Origin of the sequence: Cupriavidus sp. P-10, assembly GCF_003402535.2 — a bacterium.
In the GTDB taxonomy this organism is placed as follows: domain Bacteria; phylum Pseudomonadota; class Gammaproteobacteria; order Burkholderiales; family Burkholderiaceae; genus Cupriavidus.
Map to the genome: position 1 here is coordinate 2,381,994 of NZ_AP025171.1, position 25,476 is coordinate 2,407,469.

Genomic DNA, 25,476 nt, shown 5'->3' on the forward strand with positions numbered 1-25,476 from the left:
CTCCCTCAAAGCCGCTGCGCGCACCGGCTAGTCCGTGCCGCAGATAAAGCGCACCAGCTCGGGCGTGAGCCAGCCCAGCGCCGCCAGCAGCACCACCCATACCGCCAGCAGGAAATGCCAGTAGCGTGCGCACAGCCGCATGCGCAGCACGGCAACGTCGCCGCTGCCACGCGCGGCAACCGCGAAGCCCCAACCCGCCAGCCCGCCCAGCACGTGCAGGCCGTGCATAGCCGTCAGCAGGTAGAAGAAGCTGCCCGCGGGATTGCCGGCCGGCATGACCTGCATCGCACCCAGCGCCTGCCATGCCCACAGCTGCGAAGCCACGAACGCAGCCGCACCCAGCCCGCCCAGGCGCAGCGCCAGCCGCGCCACGCCCATGTGGCCGCGCCGCGCGGCCCGCGACGCCACCTCCATCGCTACGCTGCCCGCGGCCAGCAGCGCCGTCGACAGCCACACCTGCCACGGCAGCGCGATGCGGTGCCAGTCCGGGCTGTCCATGCGCAGCGCATACGCGGTCAGGAACAGCGCGAACAGCGAAGTGACCACGCCCATGAACACCCACAGGCCGATGCTGGCCGGCGCGCGCCGGTGCGGGCGCCTGTGTGCGGCATTTTCGCCGGAGGGATTGCCGCCGAAGTCGTCGCGGCTGACCTTGTAGACGGCGTCGGCGTTCATGCTACGGCTCCGCGGCTGGCATGCGGTTCAGGCTCGGCCCCGCCCGCTTCGGGCGGCGCGTTCTGCGCGATGAAGTCCTCGGGCGCGCCTGGCACGCTGTACGCATAGGCCCAGCGGTATGCCACCGGCAGGTGCGGGCCCCAGTTGCCGTGCACGGGCGGCGTCTGCGGCGTCTGCCATTCCAGCGATGCCGCGCGCCAGGGGTTGCCGTCGGCCTTGCGGCCATGGCGCAGGCTCCAGGCCAGGTTGAACACGAACAGCAGCTGCGCCGCAGCCACGACAAAGGCCGCCACCGAGATGTACATGTTCATCACATGCGCCGACTCCGGGATGAAGGCGTAGTTCTCCCACGCGTAATACCGGCGCGGCATGCCCAGCACGCCCAGGTAGTGCATCGGGAAGAAGATGGCGTAGGTGCCGATGAAGGTAATCCAGAAATGCACGCGCCCCATGGTGTCGTCGAGCATGCGCCCGGTGACCTTGGGATACCAGTGGTAAATGCCGCCAAACACCACCAGGATCGGCGACACGCCCATCACCATATGGAAGTGCGCCACCACGAAATACGTGTTCGACAGCGGGATATCCACGCTGACGTTGCCCAGGAACAGCCCGGTCAGCCCGCCAATGACAAAGGTGCTGATGAACGCGATCGCGAACAGCATCGGCACCGAGAAATGGATATCGCCGCGCCACAGCGTGATGACCCAATTGTAGACCTTGATCGCCGTGGGCACGGCAATGATCAGCGTGGTGGTGGCAAAGAAGAAGCCGAAATACGGGTTCATGCCGCTGACGAACATATGGTGCGCCCACACCACCACCGACAGCACGCCGATCGCCAGGATCGCCCACACCATGGTGCGATAGCCGAAGATGCTCTTGCGCGCATGCACGCTGACCAGGTCCGAGACGATGCCGAAGGCCGGCAGCGCCACGATATACACCTCGGGGTGGCCGAAGAACCAGAACAGGTGCTGGAACAAGAGCGGGCTGCCGCCCTTGTACTGCAGCTGCTGCCCCATCGACACCATCGCCGGCATGAAGAAGCTGGTGCCGAGCGTCTTGTCGAGCAGCATCATCACCGCGGAAACGAACAGCGCCGGAAACGCCAGCAGCGCCAGGATGGTCGCCATGAAGATGCCCCACACCGACAGCGGCATGCGCAGCAGCGTCATGCCCTCGGTGCGCGCCTGCAGCACGGTCGTGACGTAGTTGAGGCCGCCCATGGTCGCCGCGACGATGAAGATCCCCAGCGACACCAGCATCAGGATGATGCCCCAGTCATGGCCTGGCGTCCCGGGCAGGATCGCCTGCGGCGGATACAGGGTCCAGCCGGCACCGGTCGGCCCGCCCGGCACGAAGAAGCTTGCCAGCAGCACGATCACCGACAGCAGGTAGACCCAGAAGCTGAGCATGTTGAGGAAGGGGAACACCATGTCGCGCGCCCCCACCATCAGCGGGATCAGGTAATTGCCGAAGCCGCCGAGAAACAGCGCCGTCAGCAGGTAGATCACCATGATCATGCCGTGCATGGTGACGTACTGGTAATAGCGGTTGGCGTCGATGAACTCGAAGCGCCCGGGAAAACCGAGCTGCATCCGCATCAGGTTGGACAGCACCACGCCCACCAGGCCCACCACGATCGCCACGATGGTGTACTGCACCGCGATCACCTTGTGGTCCTGGCTCCAGACGTAGCGCGTCCAGAAGCTCTGTGGCGCGTGATGGGCGGCATCGTCGGCGTAAGCCATGCGGGTCTCCTCACTTCCGGGCCGGCGCGGGCGCCGCGGAAGGCGGCACGGCCACGGCGGTCGAAGTCGTATAGGTACCAGAGGCGGCGCCCGGCGTCGGCACGGGTGCGGCCGTGCCGGCGGCGGCGGTAGTGGCGGCGCTGGTGGCGGCAGCCGGTGCGCCCGGCGCCACGGCCTCCGGCGCGGCGGCGCCGGTGCCTGCCGACTTGATGTATGCGGTCAGCGCCGCGACCTCGTCCTCGCTCATCGGCAGCTTGGGCATCACCGGACCAAAGCCTTTCACCAGGCGCGCGTGCGGGTCCACGATCTCCTTGTGCAGGAAGGCGTCATCGACCGCCGCGCTGCTGCCGTCGGCGAAGGTCTCGGTCTTGCCGTACAGGCCCTTCCACGTCGGGCCTACGCTCGGGTTGCCGTCGATGCTGTGGCACGCGGTGCAGCCCTTGCCCTGCGCCAGCGCGCGGCCCTTTTCCACCATGCCGGCGTCGCCGGCGGCGCCCGGCGCTGCGGCGGCCATGGCCGCCGGCGGTGCCGCCGCCTTCGCCAGCGCCATGGCAAAGGTCTGCTGCTTCGCCAGCCAGGCCTCGTACACGGCGGGTTCGTCCACCACCACGATGCCTCGCATGTTGTAGTGCCCCACGCCGCACAGCTGCGCGCACAGGACTTCAAAGCGTCCCGTTTGCGTCGGCGTGAACCAGAACGACGTCACCATGCCCGGCACCATGTTCATGCGCGCGCGGAACTGCGGCACGTAGAAGTCATGCAGCACGTCCTTGGAGCGCAGCAGCACCTTCACCGGCTTGTTCAGCGGCAGGTGTACCTCGGGCCCCACGATGATGACGTTGTCCTGCCCGCGCGGATCCTCCGGGTCCAGGCCCAGCGGATTGGAACCGGTGATGAAGCGCGGGTCGGAGGCACCCAGCTGGCCGCTCTTGCCGGGAATGCGGAACGCCCACGACCACTGCTGGCCGACCACCTCCAGCACCATCGCTTCGCGCGGCGGGCGCACGTAATCGGCATAGACAAACAGGCCCGGCGCCAGCAAGGCCACCACGCCAAGCGTGGTGCCGCCGATCAGCCACCACTCGAGCTTGCGGTTCTCCGGCTGGTAGGCGGCGCGGTGACCGGTGCCGCCATTGGGGTGCGGCGCATTGTGCCGGTAGCGCCAGACGATATAGCCGACGAAGAGGTTGATGACGACGAAGAAGATGCCGGTGATGACGAGGGTAATCGTCAGCGTGTCGTCCATCTGTTTCCAGTTGGACGCCAGCGGGGTCGCCCACCACGGGCTCAGGAAATGGAAGAGCACCGAACCGACGACCATGACGACGAGTGCGATGGCCAACGCCATTACCACCCTCCTCCTCGCGCGCGGCGAGGGATGTGGAAGTCACGCAAAGTTGAGATAAGACTAGTGCATGCCGTCAGGTCACTGCAAGGCGACATGGCGGACCTATGCGTCCCGCAATGCACAAGCGTTTCGCGCAGAAAAAGCGGCGGCAGGAACCCTTGGCTCCATGCCGCCGCCGTGGTCGCGCGCGGGCCCGTGTAGTGTGGCCAAAGCGCGCTGTAAACGTGCAACACGTCTTGCCGTGCCCATCGGGCACGATCCCCGGGTTAAAAAAATCTCAGTCCAACGCTCAGTGCCGCCTCTCAGTGCGACACATCCTTGCTTTCCAGCTTCCAGTAGCATGCCGCCGCCGCCACGCCGAAGATCACATGGCCGATGAACGTATGCCAGCCACGCACCTCGATAAACCACGAGAACGCGCGCGTCATCACAAAGAAGTTGAAGAAGTAGACGACCAGCCCGAACACGGCGCCGGCCAGCATCGCCATGCCGAGGCTCGAGTCCAGCGTGAACGGCGCGATGATCGCCGCCAGGATCATGCCGAGCACCGCCCCCAGCACGAAGTGGATCACCAATGCCGCGGCCACGGTGCCGATGCTGAACAGCGACGTCTGCAACTCGTCCGGGCCCATCACGATCGCCGCGATCATGCGCGTGGCCACCCACGGATTGACGCCCGACACCATCGACGACCAGAACAATTCCAGCACCAGCAGCAGCGCGCCCGCAGCCAGCCCCGACACCGCTGCCGCGGTCCAGTCGGGCTGGCGTCGCACATAATGGTGCGATCGCATGTGAAGTTCCATAGCCACCTCCGTCTCTCTCGAATCGGCGGGGCGTTCGACATGGATGGGACCGGGCCCCGCGTCTCTGATCAGCATAGGACACGCGTTTCCGATAAGGCTGCCGGCACGGCGAAAAACTCGCCCGGTGCGTACGCCGCGCAACGCCTGGTGCGCGGGATGTGCCGGTGCCGATACCTGCGGCGCTCGCCCGCTGTGCACGCTACGGGACAATCCCGATGCACGCTGCCTTGCGCACGGCACACACTACCTATACTGGAATCACAAAAGAGAAAGACAGGAGACCACCATGCACTTCAACGCGCATGATCTTGTATTCCTGATTCCGATGGCGCTGGTGGGCGTGATCGTCATGGGGTCGATCCCGGTGACCGCCAAGTACCTGCGTATCAGTTGCCGGACCATGGGGGCGCTGATCGGCGCGCTGGTCGCGGTGCTGGTGCTGGAAGCGATACCGATGCTGATCTGATTCCGGCCCGGGAGGCCGGGCCGGCAGTTCCCGCACGATCCGCATGATCCGTGAAGGGGAGGGCCGCCATGTCGATCGGCCTGCTTGCCGCCATCATGGCGGCGTTGCTGTTTCTTACCGTGTTGCGGGCTCTCTGGCGCTGCAGCCACCCATACCGCACCCGCTACCGGCGCTGCGCCGCGCAACGGCAGCGCGCCGGGCTGAACCGGCCGCCATTGCGGCGGCATGGCTAGTCAGGCGCACTCTGGCTGCTGCTGCAAAGCGCCGCTTGCGTTACAGCTCGATCATCGCGAAATCGCCCTTGCCGACGTCGCATTCCGGGCAGCGCCAGTCGTCCGGGATGTCTTCCCAGCGCGTGCCGGGGGCGATGCCGTCTTCGGGCCAGCCTTGTTCTTCGTCGTACACCCAGCCACAGATCACACACACCCAGGTCTTGTAGGCGACGGCGGCTTCAAGTTGATCCTGCTGCAAAACACACTCCTGATTCGGTCATGACGGATAGTCCGGGCCGAATCATACCGTCTTTTGCCGGCGGCCCCATGGCGGGCGCCGCCGGCGGCCCGGCTACTGGCGGATCGCGAAGTCCACCCGGTTCGGCGCCCCCTTGTCCTTGATGCCCTCCGCCGTGAGCTTGGGCGCGGTCAGGAACAGCCGGCTCTCGGGCACCTTGCCTTCGCGCTCCAGCGACTGCTTGACCACCAGAGCGCGCTGGTCGGCAAGACGCGTGAGGTCGGCTTCGTTGACGGTGGCATTGGCCATCAGCAGCCTCTCCATTTCCTCGGGCGGCAGCGACTTGGCAAAGCCGACGAAGTTGCGTGGCTTCTTCATCGAGGTGCGCTTGTAGACCTCTTCCAGGTATTTCGGATATTCCTGCTTCGACACCTTGATCTCGGCGCCCTGCTCGCCCGACTCGTCATCGCCGGCCTCGGTGCCGGCCTGCGCGCTGTTGCGCTGGTCGCGTCGCTTTTGCTCGGCAACGCGCGCATCCAGCCACTCGCGGCGCGCGCCGGCCTCGTCGGTGGCCGGGTCGATGCGGCCGCTGATTTCCAGGCGCAGCGAAGGCCGGTCGTTGAGCGCCTGGCCGAGCTTGCCGATCTTCTCTTTCGCCGCCGGCGTCAGCGTCGACGTGCCGGGCGCGAATTCGACATACCCGAGTTCGTCGCCGCCGCCGCCGCCGAAAGCCGAGGCGATCAGCGAGAACGGCGAAGTGATCGCCTTGGTCAGCAGGTTGACGATCACGCGCACGATCACGCCGCCGATGCTGAATTCCGGGTCCGACAGCGAACCGGAAACCGGCAGGTTCACATCGATCACGCCATTGCGGTCCTTCAGCAAGGACACCGCCAGCAGCACCGGCAGCTTGGTCGCGTCCGGGCTGTCGACGCGCTCGCCAAAGGTGAGCTGGTCAAGGAACAGGTGGTTGCGCGCATCCAGCTTGCCGTTCTCGATCTTGTAGGCGACGTCGACGGTCAGCTTGCCCTTGGTGATCGGGTAACCGGCGTACTTGGCCGCGTATGGCGTCAGCCGCGTCAACTCCACCCCCGAAGCCTTGGCGGCGATGTCCAGGAACAGTTGCTCGCCCAGCGGGTTGATCTTGCCGTTGATGGTTACCGGCGCATCGTCGTCGATGCGGCCATCGAGCACCAGGTCGGCAGGCGCGGGATCGCCCGAGGACACCTTGGACACCGAGCCTTTCATCCCGGTCAGGTTGGCGGTGTAGTTCGGCCTGACGAAGAAGTCCGAGAAATTGATGTTGCCCTGGCTCACCGACACGCCGCCGATGCGGATCTGCGGCTTGGGCCCGCCCGGCTTCTGCTCGACCTGCGCGGTGCGCGTGTCGCCAGCCTGCACCGGCGGCGTTGCCGGCGCCGAGGCCGGGTTGGCCTGCGTCAGGCTGGTCGACGGCGCCGCCTCGCCCTTGGCCGCGCCACCGGCCATCACGTCCTGCAGGTTCAGGCGGCCGTTGGCGTTCAGGATCACGCGCGCGTAGAAGTCAGACAGCGCGACATTGCCCAGGCTGACGCGCATCGGCCCCTTGCTCTCGTCCATCGCGAAGTCGATGCCCGACACCGCGAGCGAGCGCCAGCGCAGGAAATCATCGCCGCTTACGCGGTCGACCGTGCGGACGTTGCCGGCCAGCACGTTGCCGGCAAAGTTCGCGGCGATCGGCTTGCCGGTCGGGGCGTCGACATTGAGCTTGCCCTTGACCGTCAGCGTGCCGCTGCGCAACGCCGCATTCAGGCGGTCAGCCAGATAGGGCTGCAGCGGGCCCATTTCGACCTGGCGCAGGTCGAGTTGCAGGCGGCTTGCCGGAATGGCGGGCAACAACGAGCCGTCGATTCCGATCACGCCGCGCTTGCCGGACTCGGCATGCAGCTTGACCGGCACCGCCGCCGGTGTCAGCGGCCAGGCAATGGCGCCGGTGCTGAGCGCGACATTGCGGAACTGGTGGACCACCGGGCGGCCGCGGTTGGCCTCGGCCGGCTGGTAGTCCGCTATGCGCGCGCTGCCGCCGTCGACGGCAACCTTGCCGATCCTGGCTTGCCAGCCACCTGGCGCGGCACTGGCGTTCTTGCCGTTGCCGCCATTGGTGGCATTGGTGGCATTCGGGGTGGGGGCCGGTGCCTTGCGCGGCGTGGCGCGAGCCTGCTGGGCCGATTCGCTGGCCCACAGCCGCGCCATTTCGAGCAACTCGCCATGGTGGTCGCGCGTGGCCGCGATCTGCGGCTGCGCCAGCGTCACCTGGCTGGTCTCGAACGTCTGGCGCGCGAGGTCGAGCTGGATATCGTCGAGCACCAGCTTCTCGGCGCGCAGCAGCGGCAGGTTGGCGCCTGCACGGTCGGCGTCGCCGCGCTCACGCGCACGGCGGCCCGCGCGCTGCGGGGCCTGCGCCGCCGCTTCCTTCGCGGTGTTGCCGGTGGCGGCAACAGGCGCGGCCGGCATCACCACCGGTTCGCGCGTGGCGACATAGAGCGGCGCCAGTTCCACCCGTGACTTTTCCAGCACGAACTGGAACTGCGGCGCGGCCCATGACATGCGGTAGTGCAGCTCGGCATTGACCGCGGTCTCGCCGAACTGGCTGCGCAGCTCGCGCGGCCACCAGGCGGCGAACCCCTGCGGCCGCAGCCCCTTGGTCTCGAGCGTGCCGGCCAGCGTGCTGTCGCGCAGCAGCAGGTCGCCGGCATGGTGCAGGGTCTGGCCGTCGGCCACGGTCAGGGTGGCGTCGATATGCGCCGGCTTGTCGCCTTCGGTGCCGGCAAAGCCCTTGACCTCGGCGTCGAGCGGGCCGATTGCCAGCTTGCCCGGGCCCGACGGCGCCAGCGCATCCTCAAACCCGAAGCTGGCCTGCTTGACCACAACGCGGTCGACCGCATAGCGCCACGGCTGGTCCTTGGGCGCGGGGCCGGCCGGCGTGGCTTGCCCGGAAGAAGCGGAAGAAGGCGCGGCAGGCGCAGACGCCGCCGGGGCCGGGGCCGGGGCCACGCCGTCGGTCGACTTGCTTACCGTCTGCGGCAGGAACGCCGTCGCCAGGTTCAGCGTGCCGTCGGCGCGCCGCACGGCCTGTACCCCCAGCCCTTCGATTTCCACGCTGCGCAGCTGGGCCCGATGCGCCAGCGGCTCGATCCGGGCGATGTCCAGCGCCAGCCGGCCGCTCTTCAGCAGCGGCTGGCCGGCCCGCGTGCGGATATCGGCATCGCGCAGCGCAGCGGTGCCCATCAGCAGCATTTCCTGCGTGTCCTTCTGCTGGCGGAACGCCACCGTCAGGCGTGTATCGAGCTTGCCGGACTTGACCTCGGCATCGCGCAGCGGCGGCGCGAACGCCATGAAGCGCGTCACGTCGAGCCCGTCGAGATTCACATTGAGCCGGGTCTGGCGCGAATCGGCGAACGGCAGCACCTCGCCGTCGAGCGCCAGCGGCGTGCCGTTGATTAGCGCGCTCAGCGTCGGCCGCGTGACGATCTCGACGTCATGCGGCAGGTTGGACAGGAATGGCAGCGTCAGCGTCAGGTGGTCGACGCGCAGGCTGGTGTCAAGCAGCTTGTCGTCATAGCTGAAGCTGCTGCCAGTCACGGCAATATTGTTGACGGAGAAGCGCGCCGGCTCGGCGTCGGCCGGCTTGGGTGGCATTGCCGCGAACTTTTCCTGGACATCGGCAAAGCTCATGCGGCCATCGGCGCCGCGCGCCACGCGTACGGCAAGGCGGTCGACGTGCAGGGTGTCCACAACCGGGGCAAGATGCCACAGCGATGCCAGCGAGGTATTGGCCTCGGCCTCGCCCAGCGTCAGCGCAGGCGTCTTGCCGTCACGCTCGAAAATCGTCAGGTCAGACAGCGTGGCAGCCAGCTCGAATGGCCGCACATGCGCCTTGCCCAGCGTGACCTTGCGCCCCAGCGCTTCGGTCGCGTTCTTTTCGATCAGGTATTTGAGCAGCGGCGGTCCGCCGAAATAGCCCGCCAGCCCGAAAACCGCGAGCGCGGCGACCACGCCACCGACAACGCGGGTCGCCAGCCGGCCGCGCGGCGTAGCGGCCACTGCCTGAATGGATTGCTTGAATTCCATGTCGTCCCAGAAAAACTGACCCCGCATTCCGACGTTACACGCTTCTTTGTGCCCCGGATTTCACTTTTTTGTCGACATTATGGCAACGGTTTCGGACAAAGCAAAGAAAGTCATCAGAATTGCGTAGTCAACGCCAAAATCGCCGATCTGGTATCTTTACGGCCTTTGCGAAGCGTCTCGTCGCAAGCCTGCGGCTTACCCGCCACACCGTGCCTGCTTCTCCCGCGCTGTATCCTCCGGCCAAATTCTCCACGTACTCCGTGTTGTGCGCTTCGCATGCGATCTCTTCCATGCGAGTCCATTCATGTCCACCTCCAGCAGTACCGCAACGGGCGCCGGCGCAACACAGTTCCGTGCGCGCGCCCTGACCGGCCAGGATTACAAGACCCTCTCCCTTGCCGCCCTGGGCGGCGCGCTCGAGTTCTACGATTTCATCATCTTCGTCTTTTTCGCGACGGTGATTGGCCAATTGTTTTTCCCGCCGTCGGTGCCGGACTGGCTGCGCCAGCTGCAGACCTTCGGCATCTTCGCCGCCGGCTACCTGGCGCGGCCGCTGGGCGGGATCATCATGGCGCACTTCGGCGACCTGCTCGGCCGCAAGAAGATGTTCACGCTGTCGATCCTGCTGATGTCGGTGCCGACGCTGCTGATGGGCCTGCTGCCCACCTACGCGTCGATCGGCCTGGCCGCGCCGGTGCTGCTGCTGGTGCTGCGCATCCTGCAGGGCGCGGCAGTCGGCGGCGAAGTGCCGGGCGCCTGGGTATTCGTGTCCGAGCACGTGCCGGCGCGCCACGTCGGCTATGCCTGCGGCACGCTGACCGCGGGGCTGACCGCGGGCATCCTGCTGGGTTCGCTGGTGGCCACGGGGATCAACAGCGTCTTCACCCCGGCCGAGCTGGCTGACTACGGCTGGCGCGTGCCGTTCCTGATCGGCGGCGTGTTCGGCATTGCGTCGATGTACCTGCGCCGCTGGCTGCATGAGACACCGGTCTTTGCCGAGCTGCAGCAACGCAAGGCGCTGGCGGCGGAAATGCCGCTCAAGTCGGTGATGCGCGATCACGGCCGCAGCGTGGCGGTGTCGATGCTGCTGACGTGGATGCTGTCGGCCGGCATCGTCGTGGTGATCCTGATGACGCCTACCTTCCTGCAGAAGGTGTACGGGTTCGATGCGCGCACCGCGCTGGTGGCCAACAGCGTCGCCACGCTGTGCCTGACCATTGGCTGCGTGGTGTCGGGCGCGCTGGCTGACCGCATCGGCGCGCGCCGCACGCTGTTCTTCGGCGGGCTGCTGCTGGCGGTCGCCGCCTACGCGTTCTACACCACCATCTTCACCCGCCCGGACCTGCTGCTGCCGCTGTATGCGCTGGCGGGCTTCCTGGTCGGCACCATCGGCGCGGTGCCGTTCGTGCTGGTCAATGCGTTTCCGGCGCAAGTGCGATTCTCGGGCCTGTCGTTCTCGTATAACGTGGCGTACGCCGTCTTTGGCGGCCTGACGCCGATGATCGTCACGCTGATGCTCAAGCAGGACAAGCTCGCCCCCGCGCACTACGTGGTCGCGCTGTGCGTGCTGGGCATGGTGACGGCGCTGTTCGTCAAGGACCGCTCACGCGGCTGACGCGCGGCAGCGGTCGCCTGAAACGCAAGGGGAGGGCAGTTGCCCTCCCCTTTTTCATGCCTGCGGGGTCACGGCTCAACGCCGGTGCTGCCGCAGGAAATCCCACATCATCGCGCTGGCATCGGGTCCGATGTCGCTGTGGAAGCCGTAGCTGGCGTCGCCACCGCTCCAGGCGTGGTCCAGGCCTTCCACCTCCACCAGCGTGACCAGGTCGCGCCTCCAGCGGCCGAAGCGGTATTCGCGGCAACGGCCGGGCTCTTCGGCCAACTTGTCGGCCAACCCGTCGGCCAACCCCTCGGCCGGCGCTGCGTCCGGCGTGCCGGCAAGCCGGTCCTCCAGGCCGTTGTAGGCGAGGAACTGCCGCGCCAGCAGCCTGCCGTTGACCGGATGCACCGCATCATCGGCCAGGCCATGGATCACCAGCGCGGGCATCTCGGGGCCGCCTGGCGTCACGCCAGCAGCGTCCAGCAGCCACGCGGGCTCGGCCGTGGCGCCGTGCAGCATGGCGTGCAGGCCGGCGCGCGGGGTATCGGCGGCGCCGATCACGACACCGGAATGCAAGGCCACCGCCGCCACCTTGCCGGGGTAGCGCAGCGCCACCACAGCGGCCATGGCCGCACCGGCGGACATGCCGGCGAGATAGATCTCGCGCTCGCGCACATCCTGGCGCGCGGCCAGCGCGTCGAGCAGCGCCGCCAGGGCCTGCGCCTCGCGCCCGCCTTCGGCGGCGCTCAGGTCGAACCACTGCCAGCAGCGCTGCACCTGCCGCCGCAGCGGCTGTTGCGGGTAAGCGACGATAAAGCCCTCCTGCTCGGCCAGCGCATTCATGCGCGTGCCGGCACTGATTGCATCGGGCGTCTGCCGACAACCATGCAGCAGCACCACCACCGGCAACGGGCCGCGATGGCGCTTGGACGGGATATAGAGGTGATAGGACAGCTGCGGCACCAGTTCGCCGGGCATCGCAGCCAGGCGCAGCCGGTGTGCCTGCCAGGTGCCGGGCAATTCACCCGGCGCGGCGGGCGTAACGACCGGACGGCGCGGCCGGGCCGGCACGTCTTGCGGACGTGATGGTGTCAGCGGGTTCAGTGAGTCGAAACGTTCCAGCCAGGACTTCACCTGTGTTTCCGTTCGGGCCTGCACCCGGCTCAGGCGCCGGAGTTGTGTGTGCCAGTCAGAGGCTAGGCTCTTGGTCATGAGGACTCCTGGTCGTATGACGGAATCTCCCCCTATGCCTTTGTTGTTGCGTTGCAGCATACCACACCCGCCGAGCGACGGAAGTGAGACAAATATGACGTTACAGATCGCCGCGGCCTTCCTCTCGGTTTTCTTCCTGACCCGGCGAAAATATTGAACACCGGATTCGAAAGAATGAAGATCCCGGCAAGTTAGCTGGCGATGCCAGCGTTTTATACTGGCTTGTCGAATGCCCTCGCCCAAAGTTGCCATGCCGGATCACGGCGCCCCCGCCTGTTCGCTTTGCCTGTTCCATGCCGTCTGTGGCGTAGCCGAGACGGGCAGTATGCCGGCGCCCGCCGGCGCGCGCCTGCATCCTGAGCGCTTGACGGTGCGCATCGGCGACCCCGTCTTCCGTCAGGGTCGCCCGGCTCTGACGGTCTACCCGCTGCGCGCGGGCAGCGCCAAGCAAGTCTACGAATCGCCACTGGGGTGGCGCCAGGTCACCGGCTTCGCCATGCCGGGCGATGTGCTGGGACTGGAACCGCACGAAGCGCCGCAGTACAGCACCGCCGCGGTCGCGCTGCAGGACTCGGTGGTGTGCGCGGTTCCGGTCGAATCGCTGCGCGAGTTGATGGCGGCGCCGGCCTTCCGCGTTGCCGCGCTGGAGGTGATGCGGCGCAATGCCGAGCGCGAGCGTGTGCTGCTGGTTGCCGTGGGTTCGATGAAGGCCCCGCAGCGCCTGGCCATGCTGCTGCTGGACCTTGCCGGCGAGCAGGCCCGCCGCCATGGCCGGCAGGACGGCACGCTGACGCTGGCAATGCCGCGCACCGATATCGCCAGCCTGCTTGGCCTGACGCTGGAAACCGTATCACGGCTGCTGTCGCGCTTTGCCTCGGTCGGGCTGATCGCGGTGCGCCAGCGGCGGCTGCGCATCATCGATCCCGCCGGGCTGGCCTCGATCTATGCCGACCTCGAAGCCGGCGCGCAGCGACCCGCGCGCGAAGGCGATCAGGGCGCGGAATTCGCGTCCGGGATGAGAATGTGCCGGGAGGCGGCGACTTAGTGGTCGGCGACGCGCTGCCAGCCGTCCGGCGCGAAGCCGCGCAGTGAGCCGGCGCGCGCCGCCGTGCCCGCTCCCAGCAGGCAACGGCCTGCAGCCCGGGTTGCGCACTCAGCGACGTTGCTGCGCGCACTCCTGCCGATATGCTTCTTCCAGCCGCTTGCGATCCGGCTGGCGCTCCAGTGTCGGATATGTGCGCCCGTCGGCTGTGGTCACCGACGACTTGCCTTCGGACCACTGCGGGCCTTTCGACAGCGCATTGAGCTGGTCCAGCAAGCCCTGGCAGTGCTGGCGCTGCGATGCGGACAACGTGCCACCAGGGCCTTCGACGGCAGTGGCTTCGTCCAGCATCCGCGGCGGCGGCGGCGCCACCATCGGCGTGCCGGCGGCGGCGGATGCGGATGCGGCATTACCCGCCGCCCATGACGTAGCCTGCAGTGAAACTGCCACCATGGCGGCAGTCAGCAGGCCGCACTTGCAAACAAACTTCTTCAAAACCAGTACTCCAGGGGCCGGCGCAGCGCATGGCGGCAGCCATGGTGCGCGGCGTGCATTGCGGAAACCGGCCGTGCCTTCAGCGGTCCTTGCCGTTGCCCTGGCGGCGGCCGGTACGGTTGCGCAGCAGCTCGAGCTTGAGCAGCGCGTCCGCAAGCATACTCTTGAGCCGCGCATTCTCCTCTTGCAGCTCGCGCAGCTTGCGCCCGTCGCGGGCATCGTTCTGGCTCTGGTCTCCATAGCGTGCCCGCCATCCATAGAACGAGGCATCGCTGAAGCCATAGCGCGCGCACAGCTCGCGCACCGGCACGCCACTGGCCGCCTCGGCCAGGTAGCTGCGGATCTGTTCTTCCGAATACCGTCTGTTCACGAATCTCTCCGCTCCACAACGGCGCCGGCGCTGGCGCGGGCAACGCCGGCCGCGCCGCCAACCGTGCCGACTCTGGGCGTACGTTAGCCCACTGCCGCGCCAAAAGGCAATTCAGTGTCTTCGCAAGGCGAGTTAAGAAAATTATCTGGGCGGACCTGGCTTACAGCGTTGCCGCAACGGCCTGCGCAAGCCATCGGAGGCACTGCCGGTGGCGCGGGCGTGCGGGCATTTCCTGCATCTCATTTTTCCGAAAATCCACAAGCCTCGGCGTGGCCGCGCGGGCTAGCCAACCACGCCAGCAAGGCCGCTGCCACATGCGATATTTTGTTAGGCCAATTTGGAGTCCACTTTGTTTCAGCAATGTGGCAACGGCGGAAAAGGCCGTGGCAATCCGCACGCGCCCTTGCGCCGGCAAGGCTGGCCCTACGTAACGGCGCGTCGGATAAGGGCGAAGAAAGCAAAGTTAGAAGGCTGTCATCAAATCAAGTTTCTAGGACTTTTGCAGACCATGTATTAAGATTCCTCGGCACAACTAAATTTCGCACGTTTTCGCAATGCACCACGCGGTGCTCGCAGGAAGCGGCCCGGCAGCCCGAAGTCACCGTGAAGAGAACCGGTGGCCGGTTCCCACGCTGCCGGCAAATATCAGGCCTGAAGGATCGAGGAGTCACTGCGCCAATTTGTCGACGCAAGTCGGAAATTAGGAGTCGTGCATGCACATCCAAAGCGTCCTGCCCGGACGGCACGGGCCAATGCGGTCTGCCGCGCTGCCTGTTACGGGCAGCCCTGTGACAGGTGCCATTTTCCAAGCTGGCTTTGCGGTACGGGCAACAGATTGTCGCCCGGTCGGATAAGCACGTTTCATGCTTTGCTGCGCGCTCTCTTCGCGCCGCGCTGTACGCATCGGACAAACAAAAAACAGAAAAAGAATCATGGATCGGGAGAAGCCAGAATGCGTCACGTCAGCACCAAGCTATTACATGTCTTCGTCCTGGTGATGGAGTATCGCGACCTCAACGCGGTCGCTGCCTGTACCCAGGGACGCGTGCCCACCGTTGCCTACAGCCTGACGCGCTTGCGTGAAATCACGGGCGATCCGCTGTTCGTCAAGCGCAATGGCATGCTTGAACCGACGCCCCACGCCTTGCGCCTGGAGCAAACCGCGCGCCAGATCCTGGCCAAGTGGAACCAGCTGGTGCGCCCCGGTGAAGCGGGCCTGGGCCAGCGCCGCACGAGCGGCAGACGGATTTCCATCGGCTTCTCGTCCTCGATCGGCGATCCCGTCATTACGGAAATCCTGACCACGCTGTGCGAGCAGTTTCCGCAGGACAGCTTCATCACGCGTCCCGTGATCGCCGATGCGGCGCTGGCCAGCCATCTCGACAGCGGCGAACTGGACTGCGCGTTTGTCGTCGACGGCGGGCACGACCCCGAACGCGTGCTGCAGCAGAACATCATGGCCACGCCGCGCCGCCTGGTCAGCGCCACCCGCGAAGGCAGCTACGACGAAGGCGAAACGGACTGGATCCTGCTGCAGGAAGATTGCGAAGCCGGCAGCCCGCTGCGCACCTTCCTGAGCCGTCAGGCCGGCACACCCGGACACCGCGAGACCGTTGTGCCTTCCTGGCACACGCAGATCACGCTGCTGCACGCCGCCGGTGGCATCTGCCCGGTGCTGGACTTCAACGTGCCGCTGATCACGCGCGAGCGGAAGACGCGGCTGCTGGCACCACCCAGCAGCTTCCCGGAATGGGCCGCCCTCCATTTCTGGGGACCGGAACGCAGCCACGACAAGACGGTGCTGCGCGACATCATGGAAGTCGGCAGCGCGGTGTTGCGCGATCCGCTCAAGTCTATCGACGGCCGCCGCAACGTGCGCCACGCTGCCACGACCGCAGCTGCACTCGCCTGACCCGGACACTGACGCCCGCCGCCATGTAACCGATACTGACACGCATTCGATGCGCCACCAGGCGCTGGCCACCCGCAGGTGCCAGCGCCTTTTTCATTGGCGACACGTCGGTCGGCTGCGCTTTGCGAATTCTCCTAGTTTCGCGCCAGGGCTCTGACAGTATCCTGCGCATGCATCGCAGCGCGCCGGCCGTCTCCCGTTTGGCCCGGTTCGCGGCGATGCATGCAGTTGTCTGGCGACTATTTGTCTGGCGTCGCCATTTCGCCGCACGTCGGCTGACGTGCGGCGTTTTCTTGAGCGCCGGCGCGGCATGACGCGCAGCACGATTAAGGACCGAGGAGACCCGATGGCATTGAGGATCCTGCTTGCCGATGACCATCCGGTAGTCAGCGCGGCCGTTGCCGACCGCCTGCAAACCCAGACCGGATGGGAAATCTGCGGCACCGTGACCAGCGCAACGGCATTGCTGAACAGCGTCGAGACCCTGCGGCCCGATGTCGTCGTCACCGACTACCACATGCCCTCGCAGCAGGAAGGCAGCGGCGACGGGCTGCGCATGCTGGCCGCGCTGCGCCGGCGCCATCCGTCGCTGGCCGTCACCGTGCTGACGATGATCACCAACCCGCTGGTGCTGCGCTCCATCCTCGATACGCAGGTGCATGGCCTGCTGTTGAAAGACGCGCCGCTGTCGGAACTGGTCACGATGGTCAGCCGCATCCAGCGTGGCTTCCGCTACATCGGCAAGTCGGCCATGGAGATCCTGTCCCATGCCGATCCCGGCAACCCGGCGGCAAGCCACGGTGGCGCCGAGCGGCTGTCAGCGCGTGAAATGGAAGTGCTGCGGATGTACCTGGCCGGGCGATCCGTCAGCGAGATCGCGATCCTGCTGTGCCGCAGCGTCAAGACCATCAGCCGCCAGAAGAACTGTGCCATGCAAAAGCTGGGGGTCACCAACGACCGCGAGCTGTTCGAATTCGCGGCCCTCAACGGCATGCTGCTGTCCGGCTGCTGAGGCCCGCCAATAAATGCCCGGCGCCAGCATGAGCCCGGCGCTCAGGCCACGACGTCCGGCTGCTCCAGCCGCGCCAGCGCATGCGCGATGCCGGTCTCCAGCTGCGCCAGCCCGCGCGACAGGTCCTGCATGGTCGATGCCGAGACCTCGGTCAGCACATCCTGCAGGAAGGCGGAGCGCAGCGGCATCAGGCGCGCCACCAGTTGCTGCCCCGCGTGCGACAGCGTGACATGGGTCACGCGGTTGTCGCGCTCCGACGTGGTGCGCTCGACCCAGCCCAGTTCCTGCATGGCCTTGAGCTGGCGCGTCAATGCGCCCGGATCCATGCCAACGCGGTCGGCCAGCGCCCGCTGCGCGATGGCGTCTTCCTGCAGGTGCAGTGCATGCAGGATCCGCCAGCGCGCCAGCGGCAGGCCGATGCACTGCTCGAATGCGCCCGCATACGCGCGGTAAGTGCGTCCGAACTGCTGCAGTACGGCCACGCTTTGTCGCTCCAGTTCCATCCATTCTCCTCAGGGATACACAGGCGCCATCTTAAGCGCAAGCGCCGCCTCTGGCATGCGCGCTTACTCCGCGGCCATCGCCGGCTCGACGGAGCGCACCAGCCTGACCGGCGGCACCCGGTGCGCACACCAGACCCCCACCGCCGCGGCGATCCCGGCCGCCAGCAGGCCAAGGTGGATCGCGCTGACCAGCGACATGCGCGCCTGCTCCAGCAGCAAGGCGCCATTGTGCCCGGCCTGGCCCAGCTCGCCGAGCAGTGCCAGTTGCGAGCCCTTGTCGATCAGCACCTGCGGATCGCCCATGCGCGCTGCCCACTGGCTTGCGCCGGCGGCGGCCATGGCGTGGTCGACGCCGCCGGTATAGCTGCGCGTGACCAGCGTACCCACGATCGCCGTACCGACCATGCCACCCACCATCCGCAACGATTGCAGCATCGCCGTGGCAATGCCAAGGTGCTCGCGCCCGGCGGTCTGCTGCGCGAACACCGTCAGGTTAGGCATGATGAAGCCCAGCCCGAATCCGCCCACCAGCATGATGGCGAGCAGCATCCCATGCGGCATGGCACGCGTGGCCTGTGACAACGCCAGCGTAGCCAGCGCCAGCATGCCGAAGCCGGCATACAGCATCGCATTGGGCCGGCGGATGCGGGTGATGACGCGGCCGTTGACGATGCTGCCGACCGTGATGCAGACCACCAGCGGCGTGATCAGCAACCCCGCTTCCTTCGGCGACAGGCCAAAGCCGCCCTGGAACAGCAATGGCGCGTACAGCAGCAGCGCGAACATGGTGACGCCGGCGAACACCGACAGCTGGAACAGCGGCGCCAGGGCCGGGTTGCGGAACATCTCCACCGGCAGGATCGGGTTGGCGCAGCGCTGCTCCCAGTGCCACAGCGCCACCATCGCGAGGGCCGACAGCACCAGCAGGCCAGAGGTATAGGCATCGAAGCCGCGCCCCGGCAGCAGTTCGACGCTCATCTGCATGGCGCCCAGGCCGACGGCGATCAGCAAGGCCCCGAGCCAGTCCACGCGCACCGGCCCGCTGTGCGCCTGCTGGCGCAGGTGCGGCAGGTAGCGCCAGGCAAACCACAAGCCCAGCACGCCGACCGGCAGGTTGACGTAGAACACCGCGCGCCAGCCGTACCACTCGGTCAGGATGCCGCCAAGCGACGGGCCGATGGCATTGGCGATGCCGAATGCCGCACTCAGCATCACCTGCCAGCGCAGCCGCACATGCGAATCGGGAAACAGGTCGGCAATGCACGCGAAGGCGGTGCCCACCAGCATGCCGCCACCGATGCCCTGCAGCGCCCGCGCCAGCACCAGGAACGGCATGCTGGTCGCAATCCCGCACAGCGCCGACGCGACGGTGAACACCACGATCGACGCCAGCACAAAGGGCTTGCGGCCGTAATAGTCACCCAGCCGGCCGAAGATCGGCACGGTGATGACCGAGGTCAGCAGGTACGCCGTGACCACCCAGGCGTAGTACTCGAATCCTTGCAGTTCCGCCACGACGGTCGGCAGCGCGGTACCGACCACGGTCTGGTCCAGCGCCACCAGCATCACCACGAATGACACGCCCAGCATGGCCAGCAAGGACTTGCGGAATGGCAGGATCTGGCCGGGGGCCTCACCGCTCTGTGGCTGGGGCGTCATGTGATTGCTCGATCAATCGTTGTGATGTCAATGATTATAGGACACACATCGAAGACCGCCAGCCCTCAATGCGCTTATTCCGCGCCGAGATACCAGTGGCGGAACATCTCACGCGCCGGCGCCAGGTAGCTGCCGATGGCCTCCTGCCGGCCATTGGCATACCAGTGGCAATAGCAGCCATGGAATACCGCCAGCAGTGCGCGCGCCGCCTCGGGGGGCAGCGGGCGCTCGGGCGTGCCAAGCGCCTCCACCAGCACCCGTACATGGCCATTCCACCCCTCGCGGATGTGCTCGCGCACGCTCTGCGGCGCATTGCCTGAAAACAGCAGCGCCAGCACGATCCCCTTGGTCTCCGGGTTGCGCGTGAAGTAGTCGGCCACGCGCTCGAACAGTTCATCAATGCGCTGCGACACGGTCAGGCCTTGCAGGTCGGCCGGGTCGAACTGCACCTCGATCTCCTGGAACAGGCTGATCGCGGCTTCTGCGAGCAGCATCTCCTTGCTGCCGAAATGCCACAGCAGGCTGCTCTTGGCCACGCCCGCGTGCGTCGAGACCTGGTCCAGCGTGACTTCGCCATAGCCGTGCTCGGCGATCAGGGCCTTGGTCAGGTCGATGACGCGCTGCCGCGTTTCGAGGCCGCGCCGGTATTTGGTCGTCCCGCCGCGCGACGGCGGTGTTTCCGGTGCGCTGCCGCTGGGGCGTTCGGCGCCCGTGGCACCTTTTTCTGATGAATGCATAGCTGCGTCGGCGCGGGGCCTGGAAAATGTTGAGCGTCGGCCATTTTCCTCTCGGTATTTGCCCTAAAGGCGGCATGCCGTCCTTGACAGCCTACCATCGCCCTACCCAAACTTGAAATTGTACCGACCGTTCAGCACAAATTAAAGGGAATAACCGTCGTGGCGAATACAGGACAATTCGATAGCCCGCTGGCCCTGCTTACAAGGCAGCGGGCAGCCTTCATGGCATCGCCCTTTCCGTCGCTGGCCCAACGCCGAAGCGCATTGCAGCGGCTGCGCCAGGCGATCCGGGGCCACGCCCACCGGCTCGCCGCCGCCGCGGCCCGTGACTTCAGCGCGCGCGCCGATGCCGAGACCCTGATGGTCGACGTGCTGCCGTCGGTGCTGCATATCAACCACCTGCTGCGCGGCCTGCGGCGCTGGATGAAGCCGTCGCGCCGGCACACCGAACTGCTGTTCCTCGGCAACGGCGCGCGCGTGATGTTCCAGCCCAAGGGTGTGGTCGGCATCGTGGTGCCGTGGAATTTCCCGGTCTACCTCGCGCTCGGTCCGCTGGCGACGGCGCTGGCTGCCGGCAACCGCTGCATGGTGAAGACCTCCGAATACGCGCCGCACACCTCGGCCGCGCTGCGCGCCCTGCTGGCCGAAGCCTTCGATGAAGACGAAGTGGCCGTGGTCGAGGGCGATGCCACCGTGGCCCGCACCTTCACCAGCCTGCCGTTCGACCATATCGTCTTCACCGGTTCGCCTGAGGTGGGCCGCCATGTGATGCGGGCCGCCGCCGACAACCTGACGCCCGTGACGCTGGAACTGGGCGGCAAGTCGCCGGCGATCGTGTCGCGCAGCGCGGCGCTGGAAACGGCGGCCACGCGCATTGCCCACGGCAAGACCCTGAACGGCGGCCAGATCTGCGTCGCGCCGGACTACGCGCTGGTGCCGGAGGAACTGGCCACGGATTTCGCCAACGCCGTGATCGCTGCTGCCGCCCGCATGCATCCACAGGGCAGCGACGACTACACCGCGGTCATCCACGACGCCGCGCTGGCACGCCAGCGTGCGCTGCTCGACGATGCCCGTGCGCTGGGCGCGCGGGTCCTCGCGGCCGCGATGCCGGCGGACGGACGGCGCCTGCCCCTGCACGTCGTGCTCGGCGTCACGCCGCAGATGCGCCTGGCGCGCGAGGAAATCTTCGGGCCGATCCTGCCAGTGGTGACCTACCGCACCTTCGACGAGGCCATCGCCTGCGTACAGCGCGGCACGCGGCCGCTGGCGCTTTACTACTTCGGCCATGACAAGGCCGAGACCGGCCCGCTGCTGGAACGCACCCACGCCGGCGGCGTCACGCTAAACGACTGGGGCTGGCACGTAGTCAACCACGACCTGCCCTTTGGCGGCATCGGCACCTCCGGCATGGGCAATTACCACGGCGCCGAAGGTTTTCGCGAGCTGTCGCATGCCAAGGCGGTGTTCACCGAGCGCCGCTGGTTCCCGATCGGGCTGTTCCACCCACCCTATGGCGGCCTGATCCAGCGGCTCGCGCTGCGCCTGTTCCTGGGCACGCCGCATCCGACCGAGGCACCCACGCGCACCGCCGTCGGCACGCAAGCGGCATCGACCGCATCGACCGCATCGACCGCTTCCGCCGCTTCCACCAGCCGCGACTGACCCACCTTCCCTACCCCTGACTGCCATGGAATTCGACTACGTGATCGTAGGCGCCGGATCGGCTGGCTGCGTGCTGGCGAACCGCCTCAGCGCCGACCCCGCCGTGCGCGTCTGCCTGATCGAGGCTGGCCCCACCGACCGCTCCCCGCTGATCCACACGCCGGCCGGCATCATCGGCATCCTGCCCACCCGCCACGTCAACTGGGCCTTCAAGACCGTGCCGCAGCCCGGCCTGGGCGGCCGCCCGGGCTACCAGCCGCGCGGCAAGACGCTGGGCGGCAGCAGCGCCATCAACGCGATGATCTACATCCGCGGCCATCGCACCGACTTTGACGACTGGGCGGCACTGGGCAACGACGGCTGGTCCTACGACGAGGTGCTGCCGTGGTTCCGCCGCTCGGAAGACCACTTCGGGGGCGCCAGCGCCTACCACGGCGCCGGCGGCGAGCTGAGCGTCAGCGCGCTCGACGCGCACCCGGCCACGCACGCCTTCATCGAAGCCGGCCGCGCCGCCGGCCATGCCGTCAACACCGACTTCAACGGCGCCGACCAGGAAGGCGTGGGCCACTACCACGTCACCATCCGCAACGGACGCCGCTGCAGCGCGTCGGTGGCCTTCCTCCACCCGTTGCGCGGCACGCGCGCCAACCTGACCGTGGTGACCGGCGCGCATGCCACCGGGCTGATCCTGCACGGCAATGAGGCCCGGGGCGTGAAGGTACGGATGAAGGGGCGCGAAGTCGAGCTGCTGGCACGCCGCGAGACCATCGTGTCGGCGGGCGCGTTCGGCTCGCCCCAGTTGCTGCTGCTGTCCGGCATCGGCGACGAGCCGGCGCTGCGCCCGCATGGCATTGCCGTGCACCATGCCCTGCCGGGCGTGGGCCAGGGACTGGTTGACCATCCGGACTACATCCTGCCGTACAAGACCCACGACACGTCGCTGATGGGACTGTCGCTGCGTGGCGCGGCCACCATGACCCGCGCCTTCTTCGAATACCGCCGCGGGCGCACCGGCGTGCTGGCCAGCAACTTCGGCGAGGCCGGCGCCTTCCTGCGCACCGACCGCGCGCTGGCCCGTCCCGATGTGCAGCTGCACTGGGTCACCGGCATCGTCGACGACCACAACCGCAAGCAGCATCTTGGCCACGGCATGAGCTGCCACGTCTGCGTGCTGCGCCCGAAGAGCCGCGGCTCGGTGGGGCTGGCCTCCGCCGACCCCATGGCGGCGCCGCGCATCGACCCAAATTTCCTCGGCCACGACGACGACGTCGACACGCTGCTCAAGGGCTACAAGCTGTCGCGTGAAATCATGGCGGCGGCGCCGCTGTCGCGCTACGCCCCGCGCGAGTTGTACGTGAAGAACGTGCGCAGCGACGACGAGCTGATTGCCCTGCTGCGCCGGCGCACCGACAGCATCTACCACCCCGTCAGCACCTGCCGCATGGGCAATGACGAGATGGCCGTGGTCGACCAGCGCCTGCGCGTGCGCGGCATGGAGCGGCTGCGCGTGGTCGATGCCTCGATCATGCCGACGCTGGTCGGCGGCAACACCAATGCCCCGTCGATCATGATCGGCGAGAAGGGCGCGCACATGATCGCGCAAGACTGGCAGTGACGCCTGCCCTGCTGAACCACATAAAGAGCACCACTGGAGTCCCCATGTTTCGCAAGTTCGCCGTGCCCGCCATCTCGATGGCCTGCGCCCTGTTGCTGCTGCCGCCCGCCGTTGCCGCCGAGCCGGCCACCCCGGCCGCCCCGGGCGATGCCACCGCCACCACGCGCCAGGCCAATGCCGAGGTGCTGAAGCGCCTGCCCTTCTCCAATCGCCAGGACTTCGAGGACGCCCGCCGCGGCTTCATCGGCACCCTGGACACCGGCGAGATCCGCGATGCCAGCGGCCGCGTGATCTGGAACCTCGACGCCTACGCCTTCCTGAAGGACGACACCGCCCCGGCATCGGTCAACCCGAGCCTGTGGCGCCAGGCGCAGCTCAACCTGCACCACGGCCTGTTCCGCGTGACCGAGCGCATCTACCAGGTGCGCGGCTTCGACCTGTCCAACATGACGGTGGTGGAAGGCGACACCGGTCTCATCATCATCGACCCGTTGCTCACCGCCGAAACCGCGCGCGCCGCGCTCGACCTGTACTACAAGCACCGTCCGAAGAAACCGGTCGTCGCGGTGATCTACACCCATAGCCATGTCGACCACTTCGGCGGCGTCAAGGGCGTGGTCAGCGAAGACGACGTCAAGGCCGGCCGCGTCAGGATCGTCGCGCCCGAAGGCTTCATGGAAGAGGCCGTCAGCGAAAACATCTACGCCGGCAATGCCATGAGCCGGCGCGCACAGTACATGTACGGCCCGCTATTGCCGAAGGGCCCGCGCGGGCAGGTCGATGCGGGGCTGGGCAAGACGGTGTCGCTCGGCACCGTCACGCTGATCCCGCCCACGGACCTGGTCGGCAAGACCGGCGAGACCCGCACCATCGACGGCGTGCAGATCGAGTTCCAGATGGCGCCCGGCAGCGAGGCGCCGGCCGAAATGCTGATGTACTTCCCGCAGTGGAAGGCCCTGTGCGCGGCCGAGGACGCCACCCACACGCTGCACAACCTCTACACCATCCGCGGCGCGCAGGTGCGCGACGCCAACCAGTGGTGGCGCGCCCTCGACGAGACCGCCGACCGCTACGGCCACCGCACCGAGGTCGTCTTTGCCCAGCACCACTGGCCGATGTGGGGCCAGCAAAACATCCTGGCGTACCTGGGCAAGCAGCGCGACGGCTACAAGTACATCCACGACCAGTCGCTGCGGCTGGCCAACCAGGGGTACACCATGACCGAGATCGCGGAAATGGTGAAGCTGCCGCCGTCGCTGGCCAACCAGTGGGACCTGCGCGACTACTACGGCACCGTCAACCACAATGCCAAGGCGATCTACCAGCGCTATCTCGGCTGGTACAGCGGCAACCCCGCGGACCTGCACCCGCTGCCGCCCGAGCAGTCCGCGCAGCGCTATGTCCGCTTCATGGGCGGCGCGGACAGGGTGCTGGAGCAGGCGCGCGCCTCGTACGCGCAGGGCGACTACCGCTGGGTGGCCGAGGTGGTCAAGCACGTGGTGTTCGCCGATCCGTCGAACCACCCCGCGCGCAAGCTGCTGGCCGACGCGCTCGAGCAGATGGGCTACCAGGCCGAATCCGCCGCCTGGCGCAGTGCCTACCTGGTGGGCGCGTACGAACTGCGCAACGGCGTACCGAAGACACAATCCACGCAGACCGCCAGTCCCGACATGGTCCGCGCGATGACCGACACCATGTTCCTGGACTTCCTCGCCGTGCGCCTGAACAGCGAACGCGCGGCCGGCAAGCAGGTGAAGATCAACTGGGTCCAGCCCGACACCGGCAAGCGCTATGCGCTGTCCGTCGACAACTCGGTCTTCATGTACCGCGCCGAGCGCCAGCACCCCGACGCGCAGGTCACGCTGACCGCGCCGCGGGCCGTGCTGGTCGGCGCGCTGCTAGGCCAGACCACGCTGCAGGCGGCAACGGGCGCCGGACAAGCCAGGATCGACGGCGACCCCGCCGCGTTGCAGACGCTGTTCGGCATGCTCGACAAGTTCGATCCGCAATTCGAGATCGTGGCGCCGTGACGCCCGCCGGCGGCG

General features: G+C 67.2%; 21 protein-coding genes. 9 read left to right on the forward strand and 12 right to left on the reverse strand.

The features are described from left to right. Positions 1–27 precede the first annotated feature (27 nt). From CTP10_RS27565 to CTP10_RS27580, 4 genes are all read right to left on the reverse strand, one after another. The gene (locus CTP10_RS27565) at positions 28–675 is read right to left on the reverse strand and encodes a bb3-type cytochrome oxidase subunit III (protein ID WP_116319463.1); all 648 of its coding nucleotides are present in this window, start codon (positions 673–675) and stop codon (positions 28–30) included. Then, positions 672–2,429, reverse strand: a complete 1,758-nt coding sequence (gene ctaD / locus CTP10_RS27570) for a cytochrome c oxidase subunit I (RefSeq protein WP_116319462.1) — start codon at positions 2,427–2,429, stop codon at positions 672–674. The genes CTP10_RS27565 and ctaD overlap by 4 nt, the downstream gene beginning before the upstream one ends. Positions 2,430–2,439: 10 nt before the next feature. Further along, a complete protein-coding gene (locus CTP10_RS27575) occupies positions 2,440–3,777 on the reverse strand; it encodes a cytochrome c oxidase subunit II (RefSeq protein WP_116319461.1) in 1,338 nt (445 codons plus the stop codon). Between the two features lie 302 nt (positions 3,778–4,079). Beyond that, positions 4,080–4,583: a hypothetical protein gene (locus CTP10_RS27580; protein WP_116319460.1), complete on the reverse strand. Its 504-nt coding sequence runs from the start codon at positions 4,581–4,583 to the stop codon at positions 4,080–4,082. Between the two features lie 286 nt (positions 4,584–4,869). On the opposite strand from CTP10_RS27580, the gene CTP10_RS27585 reads away from it, so the two are divergent. Both CTP10_RS27585 and CTP10_RS27590 read left to right on the forward strand, forming a co-directional pair. Then, positions 4,870–5,049, forward strand: a complete 180-nt coding sequence (locus CTP10_RS27585) for a hypothetical protein (RefSeq protein ID WP_116319459.1) — start codon at positions 4,870–4,872, stop codon at positions 5,047–5,049. Between the two features lie 68 nt (positions 5,050–5,117). Then, positions 5,118–5,282 (forward strand): hypothetical protein, encoded by a 165-nt coding sequence (locus CTP10_RS27590; RefSeq protein WP_199414578.1) that lies wholly within the window; start codon positions 5,118–5,120, stop codon positions 5,280–5,282. A 40-nt stretch (positions 5,283–5,322) separates the two neighbouring features. On the opposite strand, the gene CTP10_RS27595 is transcribed toward CTP10_RS27590, so the two are convergent. Both CTP10_RS27595 and CTP10_RS27600 read right to left on the reverse strand, forming a co-directional pair. Next, positions 5,323–5,520: a rubredoxin gene (locus tag CTP10_RS27595; protein ID WP_116319458.1), complete on the reverse strand. Its 198-nt coding sequence runs from the start codon at positions 5,518–5,520 to the stop codon at positions 5,323–5,325. Positions 5,521–5,613: 93 nt separating this feature from the next. Beyond that, a complete protein-coding gene (locus tag CTP10_RS27600) occupies positions 5,614–9,636 on the reverse strand; it encodes a DUF748 domain-containing protein (RefSeq protein WP_116319457.1) in 4,023 nt (1,340 codons plus the stop codon). 277 nt (positions 9,637–9,913) lie between these two features. Between CTP10_RS27600 and CTP10_RS27605 the strand changes: the two genes are divergently transcribed. Continuing rightward, a complete protein-coding gene (locus CTP10_RS27605; protein WP_116319456.1) occupies positions 9,914–11,224 on the forward strand; it encodes an MFS transporter in 1,311 nt (436 codons plus the stop codon). 75 nt (positions 11,225–11,299) lie between these two features. Here the strand turns inward: CTP10_RS27605 and CTP10_RS27610 are convergent, their stop codons facing one another. Then, positions 11,300–12,421, reverse strand: a complete 1,122-nt coding sequence (locus CTP10_RS27610) for an extracellular catalytic domain type 1 short-chain-length polyhydroxyalkanoate depolymerase (protein ID WP_116319455.1) — start codon at positions 12,419–12,421, stop codon at positions 11,300–11,302. Between the two features lie 325 nt (positions 12,422–12,746). Between CTP10_RS27610 and CTP10_RS27615 the strand changes: the two genes are divergently transcribed. Continuing rightward, positions 12,747–13,466, forward strand: coding sequence for a Crp/Fnr family transcriptional regulator (locus tag CTP10_RS27615; RefSeq protein WP_376790662.1), 720 nt, complete (start codon positions 12,747–12,749; stop codon positions 13,464–13,466). Positions 13,467–13,574: 108 nt separating this feature from the next. Here the strand turns inward: CTP10_RS27615 and CTP10_RS27620 are convergent, their stop codons facing one another. After that, positions 13,575–13,958 (reverse strand): hypothetical protein, encoded by a 384-nt coding sequence (locus CTP10_RS27620; protein WP_116319454.1) that lies wholly within the window; start codon positions 13,956–13,958, stop codon positions 13,575–13,577. A gap of 79 nt (positions 13,959–14,037) precedes the next feature. After that, on the reverse strand, positions 14,038–14,328 hold the full coding sequence (locus tag CTP10_RS27625) for a transposase (protein WP_158577668.1): 291 nt from the start codon (positions 14,326–14,328) through the stop codon (positions 14,038–14,040). Positions 14,329–15,280: 952 nt separating this feature from the next. Here CTP10_RS27625 and CTP10_RS27630 point away from each other — a divergent pair. Both CTP10_RS27630 and CTP10_RS27635 read left to right on the forward strand, forming a co-directional pair. Then, on the forward strand, positions 15,281–16,240 hold the full coding sequence (locus CTP10_RS27630) for a LysR family transcriptional regulator (protein ID WP_116319452.1): 960 nt from the start codon (positions 15,281–15,283) through the stop codon (positions 16,238–16,240). Positions 16,241–16,586: 346 nt separating this feature from the next. Then, entirely contained in the window at positions 16,587–17,252 is a 666-nt protein-coding gene (locus tag CTP10_RS27635; protein WP_116319451.1) for a response regulator, read from the forward strand. Between the two features lie 41 nt (positions 17,253–17,293). Here CTP10_RS27635 and CTP10_RS27640 read toward each other — a convergent pair whose 3' ends face one another. The 3 genes from CTP10_RS27640 to CTP10_RS27650 form a co-directional block, all read right to left on the reverse strand. Continuing rightward, a complete protein-coding gene (locus CTP10_RS27640) occupies positions 17,294–17,755 on the reverse strand; it encodes a MarR family winged helix-turn-helix transcriptional regulator (protein WP_116319450.1) in 462 nt (153 codons plus the stop codon). Between the two features lie 63 nt (positions 17,756–17,818). After that, on the reverse strand, positions 17,819–19,414 hold the full coding sequence (locus tag CTP10_RS27645; protein WP_116319449.1) for an MFS transporter: 1,596 nt from the start codon (positions 19,412–19,414) through the stop codon (positions 17,819–17,821). 74 nt (positions 19,415–19,488) lie between these two features. After that, on the reverse strand, positions 19,489–20,151 hold the full coding sequence (locus CTP10_RS27650) for a TetR/AcrR family transcriptional regulator (protein WP_116319448.1): 663 nt from the start codon (positions 20,149–20,151) through the stop codon (positions 19,489–19,491). Between the two features lie 222 nt (positions 20,152–20,373). Between CTP10_RS27650 and CTP10_RS27655 the strand changes: the two genes are divergently transcribed. Genes CTP10_RS27655 through CTP10_RS27665 form a run of 3 tightly spaced genes read left to right on the forward strand, consistent with a single transcriptional unit; the run spans position 20,374 to position 25,461 of the window. Further along, positions 20,374–21,816, forward strand: coding sequence for a coniferyl aldehyde dehydrogenase (locus CTP10_RS27655; RefSeq protein WP_116319447.1), 1,443 nt, complete (start codon positions 20,374–20,376; stop codon positions 21,814–21,816). A gap of 25 nt (positions 21,817–21,841) precedes the next feature. After that, positions 21,842–23,431 carry a GMC family oxidoreductase gene (locus tag CTP10_RS27660; RefSeq protein WP_116319446.1) on the forward strand — a complete coding sequence of 530 codons (1,590 nt, stop codon included), beginning with the start codon at positions 21,842–21,844 and terminating at the stop codon, positions 23,429–23,431. Between the two features lie 44 nt (positions 23,432–23,475). After that, on the forward strand, positions 23,476–25,461 hold the full coding sequence (locus CTP10_RS27665; RefSeq protein ID WP_116319445.1) for an alkyl/aryl-sulfatase: 1,986 nt from the start codon (positions 23,476–23,478) through the stop codon (positions 25,459–25,461). Positions 25,462–25,476: the final 15 nt, after the last annotated feature.

Excerpts from the sequence above, each read along its gene's own strand:
- CTP10_RS27565 (WP_116319463.1), bottom strand. The coding sequence starts at position 675 with ATGAACGCCGACGCCGTCTACAAGGTCAGCCGCGACGACTTCGGCGGC.
- ctaD (WP_116319462.1), bottom strand. The coding sequence starts at position 2,429 with ATGGCTTACGCCGACGATGCCGCCCATCACGCGCCACAGAGCTTCTGG.
- CTP10_RS27575 (WP_116319461.1), bottom strand. The coding sequence starts at position 3,777 with ATGGCGTTGGCCATCGCACTCGTCGTCATGGTCGTCGGTTCGGTGCTC.
- CTP10_RS27580 (WP_116319460.1), bottom strand. The coding sequence starts at position 4,583 with ATGGAACTTCACATGCGATCGCACCATTATGTGCGACGCCAGCCCGAC.
- CTP10_RS27585 (WP_116319459.1), top strand. The coding sequence starts at position 4,870 with ATGCACTTCAACGCGCATGATCTTGTATTCCTGATTCCGATGGCGCTG.
- CTP10_RS27590 (WP_199414578.1), top strand. The coding sequence starts at position 5,118 with ATGTCGATCGGCCTGCTTGCCGCCATCATGGCGGCGTTGCTGTTTCTT.
- CTP10_RS27600 (WP_116319457.1), bottom strand. The coding sequence starts at position 9,636 with ATGCGGGGTCAGTTTTTCTGGGACGACATGGAATTCAAGCAATCCATT.
- CTP10_RS27605 (WP_116319456.1), top strand. The coding sequence starts at position 9,914 with ATGTCCACCTCCAGCAGTACCGCAACGGGCGCCGGCGCAACACAGTTC.
- CTP10_RS27610 (WP_116319455.1), bottom strand. The coding sequence starts at position 12,421 with ATGACCAAGAGCCTAGCCTCTGACTGGCACACACAACTCCGGCGCCTG.
- CTP10_RS27615 (WP_376790662.1), top strand. The coding sequence starts at position 12,747 with ATGCCGGCGCCCGCCGGCGCGCGCCTGCATCCTGAGCGCTTGACGGTG.
- CTP10_RS27630 (WP_116319452.1), top strand. The coding sequence starts at position 15,281 with ATGCGTCACGTCAGCACCAAGCTATTACATGTCTTCGTCCTGGTGATG.
- CTP10_RS27635 (WP_116319451.1), top strand. The coding sequence starts at position 16,587 with ATGGCATTGAGGATCCTGCTTGCCGATGACCATCCGGTAGTCAGCGCG.
- CTP10_RS27640 (WP_116319450.1), bottom strand. The coding sequence starts at position 17,755 with ATGGAACTGGAGCGACAAAGCGTGGCCGTACTGCAGCAGTTCGGACGC.
- CTP10_RS27645 (WP_116319449.1), bottom strand. The coding sequence starts at position 19,414 with ATGACGCCCCAGCCACAGAGCGGTGAGGCCCCCGGCCAGATCCTGCCA.
- CTP10_RS27650 (WP_116319448.1), bottom strand. The coding sequence starts at position 20,151 with ATGCATTCATCAGAAAAAGGTGCCACGGGCGCCGAACGCCCCAGCGGC.
- CTP10_RS27655 (WP_116319447.1), top strand. The coding sequence starts at position 20,374 with ATGGCATCGCCCTTTCCGTCGCTGGCCCAACGCCGAAGCGCATTGCAG.
- CTP10_RS27660 (WP_116319446.1), top strand. The coding sequence starts at position 21,842 with ATGGAATTCGACTACGTGATCGTAGGCGCCGGATCGGCTGGCTGCGTG.
- CTP10_RS27665 (WP_116319445.1), top strand. The coding sequence starts at position 23,476 with ATGTTTCGCAAGTTCGCCGTGCCCGCCATCTCGATGGCCTGCGCCCTG.